This is a genomic window from Bacillus sp. GC_Bacil_1 (assembly GCF_026540675.1).
Taxonomy (GTDB): Bacteria; Bacillota; Bacilli; order Bacillales; family Bacillaceae_G; genus Bacillus_A; species Bacillus_A cereus.
This window is the reverse complement of sequence record NZ_JALNUG010000064.1, coordinates 1-389: the sequence shown is the minus strand read 5'-3', so window position 1 is coordinate 389 and position 389 is coordinate 1. Positions and strand designations below refer to the sequence as shown.

Below are 389 nucleotides of genomic sequence, written 5' to 3'. Positions count from 1 at the left end.
TATGTAATTTAAGAAAAAATGGAGGAGGTAGAGGGATTCGAACCCCCGCGCGACTCTCGCCGCCTGTCGGTTTTCAAGACCGATCCCTTCAGCCGAACTTGGGTATACCTCCGAGATATAAACCTTTAGTGGTGGACCTTGTAGGACTCGAACCTACGACCGGACGGTTATGAGCCGTCTGCTCTAACCAGCTGAGCTAAAGGTCCTTTATGGTAGCGGCGGAGGGGATCGAACCCCCGACCTCACGGGTATGAACCGTACGCTCTAGCCAGCTGAGCTACACCGCCATAAATGATATTAAAATAAGTGGAGCCTAGCGGGATCGAACCGCTGACCTCCTGCGTGCAAGGCAGGCGCTCTCCCAGCTGAGCTAAGGCCCCATGTTTTTG

At 53.7% G+C, this 389-nt stretch carries 4 tRNA genes; all 4 read right to left on the bottom strand.

The features are described 5' to 3' along the window. Positions 1-19: 19 nt before the first annotated feature. The 4 genes from OXT04_RS29645 to OXT04_RS29630 all read right to left on the bottom strand — a co-directional run bounded on the left by OXT04_RS29645 (position 20) and on the right by OXT04_RS29630 (position 380). Positions 20-112 (bottom strand) — tRNA-Ser (locus OXT04_RS29645). 17 nt (positions 113-129) lie between these two features. Further along, a tRNA-Ile gene (locus OXT04_RS29640) sits at positions 130-206 on the bottom strand. Positions 207-210: 4 nt separating this feature from the next. Continuing rightward, positions 211-287: transfer RNA gene (locus OXT04_RS29635), tRNA-Met, on the bottom strand. Positions 288-307: 20 nt separating this feature from the next. Next, positions 308-380 (bottom strand) — tRNA-Ala (locus tag OXT04_RS29630). Positions 381-389 lie beyond the last annotated feature (9 nt).